Source organism: Thermanaeromonas sp. DSM 22490, from assembly GCF_056378755.1.
On the sequence record NZ_JBJHHE010000024.1, the window covers coordinates 24,144 to 31,860 of the forward strand.

The 7,717-nt window shown below is 51.7% G+C and carries 7 protein-coding genes; 1 reads left to right on the forward strand and 6 read right to left on the reverse strand.

The window, feature by feature from the left end:
• The 6 genes from AC1BI1_RS12780 to AC1BI1_RS12805 all read right to left on the reverse strand — a co-directional run bounded on the left by AC1BI1_RS12780 (position 1) and on the right by AC1BI1_RS12805 (position 7,121).
• Entirely contained in the window at positions 1-1,755 is a 1,755-nt protein-coding gene (locus AC1BI1_RS12780; RefSeq protein WP_476717692.1) for a formate--tetrahydrofolate ligase, read from the reverse strand.
• Positions 1,756-1,898: 143 nt separating this feature from the next.
• Positions 1,899-2,732: a carboxylating nicotinate-nucleotide diphosphorylase gene (gene nadC / locus AC1BI1_RS12785; RefSeq protein WP_476717693.1), complete on the reverse strand. Its 834-nt coding sequence runs from the start codon at positions 2,730-2,732 to the stop codon at positions 1,899-1,901.
• 40 nt (positions 2,733-2,772) lie between these two features.
• Positions 2,773-4,410: an L-aspartate oxidase gene (gene nadB / locus AC1BI1_RS12790; protein WP_476717694.1), complete on the reverse strand. Its 1,638-nt coding sequence runs from the start codon at positions 4,408-4,410 to the stop codon at positions 2,773-2,775.
• 4 nt (positions 4,411-4,414) lie between these two features.
• A complete protein-coding gene (nadA, locus tag AC1BI1_RS12795; protein WP_476717695.1) occupies positions 4,415-5,317 on the reverse strand; it encodes a quinolinate synthase NadA in 903 nt (300 codons plus the stop codon).
• A 110-nt stretch (positions 5,318-5,427) separates the two neighbouring features.
• Positions 5,428-5,937: a 3H domain-containing protein gene (locus AC1BI1_RS12800; protein ID WP_476717696.1), complete on the reverse strand. Its 510-nt coding sequence runs from the start codon at positions 5,935-5,937 to the stop codon at positions 5,428-5,430.
• 224 nt (positions 5,938-6,161) lie between these two features.
• A complete protein-coding gene (locus AC1BI1_RS12805) occupies positions 6,162-7,121 on the reverse strand; it encodes a copper amine oxidase N-terminal domain-containing protein (RefSeq protein ID WP_476717697.1) in 960 nt (319 codons plus the stop codon).
• A 168-nt stretch (positions 7,122-7,289) separates the two neighbouring features.
• On the opposite strand from AC1BI1_RS12805, the gene AC1BI1_RS12810 reads away from it, so the two are divergent.
• A complete protein-coding gene (locus tag AC1BI1_RS12810) occupies positions 7,290-7,655 on the forward strand; it encodes a carbonic anhydrase (RefSeq protein WP_476717698.1) in 366 nt (121 codons plus the stop codon).
• The last annotated feature ends 62 nt before the right edge of the window (positions 7,656-7,717 follow it).

A 7,717-nucleotide genomic window follows, 5' to 3' on the forward strand; every position in this document is an offset into this window, starting at 1 on the left:
TTAGAACAGTCCCTTGACCACCCCGGTCTCCACATCCACGTCGATCCTTCTGAAGGCCGGGTCCGAAGAAGTCCCGGGAACTAACCTAATTTCTCCGCATACAGGAACCAGGAATTTAGCGCCCGCAAATACCAGCACGTCCCGGACGGTGAGAGACCAGCCCTTAGGCACGCCTTTAAGGTTCGGGTCATCGCTGAGGCTTAAATGGGTCTTAGCCATCATAGTATAGAAGTCGGGATACTTCTCTTGGAGCATCTTGGCCTTAGCTTTGGCTGCCGGCAGCCACTGCACACCATCGGCGCCGTACACTTCCCTGGCAATTAATTCTACGCGCTCCATGAAAGGCATTTCCATGGGATAGAAGAATTTGAAGTCCACTTCTTCCTGGCAGGCGTCGATAACCGCATCGGCCAGCTCCAGAGCCCCATCTCCGCCATAGCGCCAATGGTTGCTAATGGCGCAGCGAGCGCCGGCCTGTTCGACATAGCGCCTTACAAGTTTATGCTCCTCTTCAGTATCAGTGGGGAAACTGTTGACACAGACAACCGGCTTGATACCGGATTTCTTCACAATACCGATGTGATGTAGTAAGTTTTCGATGCCTTTTTCCAGAAGTTCCAGGTTCTCCTTGGTGTAGGCTTCATCCAGCGGCCGGCCGGGAACCACGGGCGGTCCACCGCCGTGCATCTTCATGCTCCTGACGGTGGTTACGATTACCGAGACGTTAGGCTTGAGGCCGCTGTGGCGGCACTTTACGTTAACAAATTTTTCGAAACCAATATCAGCTCCGAAGCCGCTCTCTGTACAATGATAATCGAACATCTTAAGTCCAATACGGTCTCCAATGACCGAGGACTGGCCGACAGCTATATTAGCAAAAGGACCTGCATGTACCATTACCGGCTGATATTCTGCCGTCCAGCAAAGGGTCGGGTTCAGAGACTCCCGCATAATGGCGCACATGGCCCCGGCAACCTCGAGATCTTCAGTCGTAATGGGGTTGTTCTGCCTGTCATAGGCTACGATAATCCTGCCTAAGCTTTCGCGTAACTCCTTCAGGTCCCTCACCATAGCGAGTATGGCCATAAGTTCCGAAGCCACACTCACCATAAATCCAGACTGCATGGTAAAGCCGTCCATTTCCGTACCTAGGCCAATAACTATGTTGCGGAGGGCTTGGGCGCCGAGGTCCATCACCCACCTCTGCTCAATTTTTTTAGGATGGATATTAAGGCGGCGTAAGCCCCGCTTGGCCAGCTCCTCATCGGTATAATTGGCTTCGTGCTGCATACGGGCGGTTAAGGCTACCATCATCAGGTTGTGGGCGTTGGTAATATTGTTGATATCACCCGTAAGCCCCAAGGAGAACTCGGTCATGGGTATCAGGAGGGCGTTTCCACCACCAGCCGCCGTGCCCTTGATATTAAAGGTAGGAGCACTGGAAGGTTGGCGGATGCAGCCGCCCACGTTTTTACCGCGCTTAGCCAGACCCTCAATGAGACCCAAGGTTGTAGTAGTCTTGCCTTCGCCCAGGGGGGTAGGAGTAACAGCGGTGATTTCGATGTATTTTCCATCAGGTCTATCCTTAAGCCGCTCCAAGATCTTCATGTAGTCCAGCCTGCAAAGCCTGCCGTAGGGAATGACTTCATCCTTCTTAAGGCCCAATTTGTCCGGCACTTCTTCAGGCTTGGGCATATTTTTTTCTGCTTCCAGGGAAATCTGCCAGTCTGCCAATTTAGTAGGATCCCAAGGCATTAATTACCAAACCTCCTCTATGTTTATGTTTAAATTTTTCTGGTCTGGCCATCTAAATTATTTCGCCATTTTTTGATAGGTTCCTCCTATATGAAAAAGTATAAGCATAAAATTAAACCTCATTCAAAAAATATACATATACCTTATACCAGCTCCAAGCTCAAATCCAGGGCAGGGACACTATGGGTTAAAGCCCCAATGGAAATAAAGTCCACACCAGTGGCTGCTACGTCTGCTACCTGCTCCAGGGTAATACCTCCCGAAGCTTCCACCAAGGCCCTCCCGTTAATCATAGCTACCGCTTCCCTCATTGCTTCCAGAGACATATTATCCAGCATTATTATGTCAACCTGAGCCTGTAAGGCTTCGGCCACCTGGTCCAGACTTTCCACTTCCACTTCTATTTTGGTCGTAAGGGGTATAACCCGGCGCACCTTCTCCACTGCCCGGGCAATACCACCAGCCGCTTTAATGTGGTTATCCTTAAGCAAGACAGCATCCCCCAAATTCCACCGGTGATTAACGCCGCCGCCCAGGCGCACAGCGTATTTATCCAACAGCCGCAAACCCGGGACAGTTTTGCGGGTATCGCAAATCCGAGCTTTATAAGGTTTAACCCGTTCCACATAACGGGCAGTTAAAGTGGCAATGCCCGATAGGCGCTGGAGGAAATTCAGGGCTACCCTCTCGCCTCCTAAAATGGCCAGCAAGGGCCCCTCCACACGAGCTACTACCTGTCCGGCTTCAATACGGCTGCCCTCCCTCACCAAGGGGGTAAGGGTACAACCGGGAGGAGCCAGCTTGAAGGTGAGCTCAGCCACCGGTAGCCCAGCTATAATTCCTTTCTGCCGGGCTACAATTTCCCCCCGACCCATATCCTGGGGGCTGAACAGGGGAGCACTGGTCACATCTCCGGCCCCCAGATCCTCCTCCAGGGCTCTTTGGACGATATCGCCAACTACCAGCATATTGAGCATGGCGGAAACCTCCCCCAGATAACGTAAAACAGGTAATGTTTCAATTCCTGAATAGCGGTGCCTCTCCTGCTGGCACAGGAATTTCCCGGGGTTCTTCTCCCCTAGCCAGCACCAGGCGCTTCTTATAGGCAGGATCAGGTGCCGGATAATCCGCACGATAATGGGCACCCCGGCTCTCCCGGCGCCAGATAGCCGCTTCTACCATAAGACGCGCTACTAGCAACATATTGCGAACCTCGGCCGCCCGTCGTCCCCGAGCTCCACAGTGTAGCAGTGGCCAAAAATGTTCCAGGGCAGAAGCTGCCTTCTTTAAGCCCGTACCTTCCCGTATTAAACCTACCCGGCTCTGCATAATCTGCTGCACAGCCGCTACTACTCCTTCCTCCGCCGGGCTGGCTTCCTCCTGCAACTCCCTATATTCTAACCAGGGGCAACTAAATCTCCTTAAATCCCGGCTTAAGATATCCCTAGCTATCCGCTCTCCAAACACTACTCCTTCCAGCAGGGAATTACTGGCCAGACGATTAGCCCCGTGCACTCCGGTACAGGCCACTTCTCCGCCGGCATAGAGGCCTTCCAGGTTCGTCCGGCCGTTAAGGTCGGTACGCACGCCGCCCATAAGATAATGGGCTGCCGGTGCTACTGGCACCCAGTCCCGCTGGGGTTCCAGACCCAGTTTACGGCAGACAGTGATAATAGTAGGAAAACGTCGCTCTAACCACTCGGAGTCTAAATGGGTGAGGTCCAGGAAGACACTTTCCGTTCCCGAGGAAGCCATCTCCCGGGCAATAGCCCTGGCCACCACATCCCGGGGTGCCAGCTCTGCCAAAGGATGGTATCGGGGCATAAATCTCTCCCCGGCTTTATTGCGCAATATAGCACCTTCTCCGCGCACGGCCTCGGTAATTAAGAAACCCGGAGCAGCCGGATGGACCAGGGCTGTAGGGTGAAACTGGTAAAATTCCAGATCCATGACCTCGGCTCCGGCCCGGTAAGCCATAGCCACGCCATCGCCTGTGGCCACCACCGGGTTGGTAGTTACAGGGTAAAGCTGCCCGGCACCCCCGCTGGCCAGTACCGTAGCCGCCGCCAAAATGGCCCGCAACGACCCATCCGGTAATACCACCAGAGCCCCGTGGCAGCGCCCCTCGTCTACCAGGAGATCCAGGGCCATGGTTTGGGGCAGCAGGTGGATATTCTTTTCCACCGCCGCCCTGGCAGCCAAGCCCTGCCATATAACTGCGCCGGTAGCATCACCGCCGGCATGGAGAATGCGCCGGCGGCTATGGGCCCCTTCCCTTCCTAAGGCCAGCCGGCCTCCTTCCCGGTCGAAAGCAATACCCCACTCCATGAGATCCCGTATCCGCTCTGGCCCCTCTTCTACCAAAACTCTAACGGCCTCAGGGTCGCTAAGGCCCGCTCCGGCCGCCAGGGTGTCTTTAACATGCAGCTCCACGGAATCAGCCTCATCCATCACAGCGGCAATACCGCCCTGGGCCAGGTCGGTGGAGCATTCCTCCGGGTCCTCCTTGGTTACCAGCGTCACCCTGTAACGTCCGGCTAACTTCAGGGCTGTGAATAGGCCAGCGATACCGCTCCCTATAATTAAAATGTCCGTTTTTTCTGTGAGCAAGCGGGATAAATTAAAGTTTACCAAATAGCGGGGCACCGGCTTCATTTTTTCACGCCACTTTCAACATGCGCTCCAGAGCTTGATAGGCCCGAACACGTATCTCTTCCGGTACTTGTATCACGGGCCGCATCTCTTTTAAGCACTTAGCTATCTTAGCTAAGGTAGTTAGCTTCATATTAGGGCAGATTAGACCCGGCGACAGGAGATAAAACTTTTTACCTGGATTCTCTAACTCCAGCCGGTGAATGATACCCATTTCTGTTCCGATTAAAAACTCTTCAGCCTCGCTTTCCCGGGCAAACTTAAGGATAGCCCCCGTACTCCCCACAAAATCAGCAGCCTCCACCACTTCCGGCCGGCACTCGGGGTGAACCAGGATCTTCGCCCGGGGGTGAGCTGCTTTGGCCTCTTCAAGCTCCTCCAGGGTCACCCTGTAATGGGTAATGCAAAGGCCATTCCAAGGGATAATTTCTTTATCCGTGAACCGCGCTACAAAGCTCGCCAAATTGCGGTCAGGTACAAAGAGAATGCGGCGGTGGGGCAAGGACCGTACTACTTCCACAGCATTACTGGAAGTACAGCAGATATCGCTTTCCGCCTTGACCGCTGCCGGGGAATTGACGTAACACACCACGGCGGCATCAGGATATCTGGCCTTTTCCCGCCGTAAACTATCCACATCAATACTGTCCGCCAGAGGGCACCCAGCAAAAATATCCGGCAGGAGAACCGTCTTCTCCGGTGCCAGGATACTGGCACTTTCGGCCATAAAGCGCACTCCAGCCAGAACTATTACCTCGGCCTTGCTAGCAGCCGCGTAGCGGCTTAAAGCCAGGGAATCTCCTACAAAGTCTGCAATATTCTGGACAGCATCCTGCTGGTAATTATGCGCCAGGATAACCGCCCGCCGCTCCCTTTTTAGCTCCTCTATCTCTTTTACCAGCGCCTCCATCGTTCTCCTCCTTTCCTTAAATCACAAAGTCATAACAGCTGTCTTGACATATTCAAGCCAATTATAAAGCTGCCCCCGCAGCTCGTCAACCTTTTCTCCACTCTTTGATTTTATTTTAGAAGTATCCCCGCCTCTGCCAGCCCCTGCTCAATGGTTTCCAGAACTGCCTCACTAGCAGCTACTACTGTGTGCAGATGCACCCCATTATCAGTCAAAGTATACAGGGGCTTGGCCCCGCTATTTTTAAGTTTACTTATAAATTCGTATACCTCCCGGCGGGAAGCGAGCATAAGGTATCCCCGGAGTTCGCCGTAGAGGGGGTGCTCCACTACCACATCTATTACTTTGCCTCCGTTATCCACTATAATGAGGAGTTCTTCTTCTAATCCCCGCAAGTCGTGCCGGCAAGCAAAGGTTCTCCTCGGACCCTCCTCGAAAGAAGGCAAAAGATAACCCTGAGGAGTAGCCAGAATAGCGCTACCCCCGGCCCTCAAGATGGCCACGTCCTGGACTATTACTTGCCGGCTTACCCCCAGCTGCCGGGCCAGCTCGGAGCCTGTCACGGGCTCTCCCCCGCGCAAAATATCCAGTATCCTTTCCCTTCTTTCCGCTGCCTTCAATCCGGGCCCTCCGCAGGGTAAATTTACAATACAGCCGTGATTAGTGTAGCAAACTCCTAAGTTTTTTTCCAGAGCCCCTCGTAATCTTTATCCCTTTCCCTTCCGCTGCCGACGCCCTCCTGGAAAGCGGCAGCAAGATTTGAACCCGCCGGTCTCTTTTAGCTGCAGGTACCAATATAAGAGAGCCCCGCCTTTGTAAGCGGGGCTCCAGGCTATACCTTTACCTATTGATCATTCACTACTATCAAGTTACTATCACCGTAATACTTTACATCAGCCTTCAGGTTCTCGCTAACAAACCGCAAAGGTACCAAAGTACGGCCATCCTCTACCCGGGCAGGTACATCTAAAGTAATCCGCACACCATTGACTAAAGCTTCCTGGCTACCTATTATTAGCTTGATATCAACGCCCTTGTTTTGGATAGATATCACTCCATTATCGTAGGAAACATTGGCGTTCAGGCTTTCAGCTAACTTCCTTATGGGCACCAGGACACGGCCATTTTCTACCCTGGGAGCTACATCAAAAACCACTGGTTTACCACGGAAAAACACCTTTACTTTGAAATCTCCCGTAGCAGCATAAGCTTTATCCAGTTGCTGGTAAGCCTCCTCATCATCAGCTATTTTTTCCAAAATACCTTCCAGCAACTCCCGTGCCTTGTGGGCTTTACCTGCTTTGAAATACATGTCTACCAAATGTTTCTTTAACCGCGCCCGGCCAAGATCATCCAGAGTTGTATCTTCTTCTAAAGTATTTTCTAACTGCTCCGCCACTTCACCAATTTCTTCAGGATCTTTCCACTGGGAAAGCTGTTGTTTAGCCTCATAGACCGCTTCTGCTACGCTTCTTCCCTCCAAAATAGCCTGCAGAGCAGCCCTAGCCACCGGATTTTTCACATGCTGGAGTGCGTTTTCTATCCCCTTATACACTTTCCCTGTTACACTTTCGTGCTGTTCCTTGTATTTCCAGGATTTCTTATATGCCTTTGTCCCCTCCCGCTCTTGTTCCTGTTCTTGTTCTTGCTCTTGCTCTTGCTCGTGAGATTGTAGCTGTTCCTGGCTCAAGTACTGCTCCTCCTGTCCTCCGGGATTAACCGGTGCTGCCCAGGCAGGGAATGCCAACGCCAAAATAAACATAACAGCCAGCACCAACGATAAGTATTTCTTGCCTCGTTTCATATTGACCCCCCCATTCCTTAAAAGTTTCTATTAATTTATTCGTCATTATAACCAATTTTAAGAGGGTCATTTTTTATTCTAACCCCTTAAATTTCCTTGTTCGTCTCCTTAAAGTATAGCCAATGTGAGAGCCAAGATTTATAATTATTACCAGGAGGTGTATACTAAGTGGCCCACTGCCAGGCTTGTATTTTAACTTGTATGGATTTCCGGATCCAACACCCTGTGGCTAAATGGCTGAAGGCCAAAGGCTTACAAGGTAACTATGACTATATAGCCCTTCCTGGCGCCAGCCGCAATTTCCTGCCAGGAGGCAAATTATCCCTAGTAGAGGATTCCATTAGGCTCCACCAGATTAAAGAAGTTTATATTATCCACCACGAAGACTGCGGCGCCTACGGTCTGGGAGAATTACCTGTAGTTGAGCAGCTCAATCGCCAGCATCAAGACATGCAGGAGGCCGCCCAGGTCCTAAAAGAACGCTACCCGCATCTTGAGGTACACTTAGCCTTTTTATATTTAGAAGCGTTGTGAAAAACTCATTTTAATTAGCAGGTATTAGCATATCGACATCGAAAATAGTAATGACATCTACT

Bases quoted from the DNA above. Each gene is read 5' to 3' on its own strand.
- AC1BI1_RS12780 (WP_476717692.1), bottom strand. From the start codon at position 1,755: ATGCCTTGGGATCCTACTAAATTGGCAGACTGGCAGATTTCCCTGGAA.
- nadC (WP_476717693.1), bottom strand. From the start codon at position 2,732: ATGCTCAATATGCTGGTAGTTGGCGATATCGTCCAAAGAGCCCTGGAG.
- nadB (WP_476717694.1), bottom strand. From the start codon at position 4,410: ATGAAGCCGGTGCCCCGCTATTTGGTAAACTTTAATTTATCCCGCTTG.
- nadA (WP_476717695.1), bottom strand. From the start codon at position 5,317: ATGGAGGCGCTGGTAAAAGAGATAGAGGAGCTAAAAAGGGAGCGGCGG.
- AC1BI1_RS12805 (WP_476717697.1), bottom strand. From the start codon at position 7,121: ATGAAACGAGGCAAGAAATACTTATCGTTGGTGCTGGCTGTTATGTTT.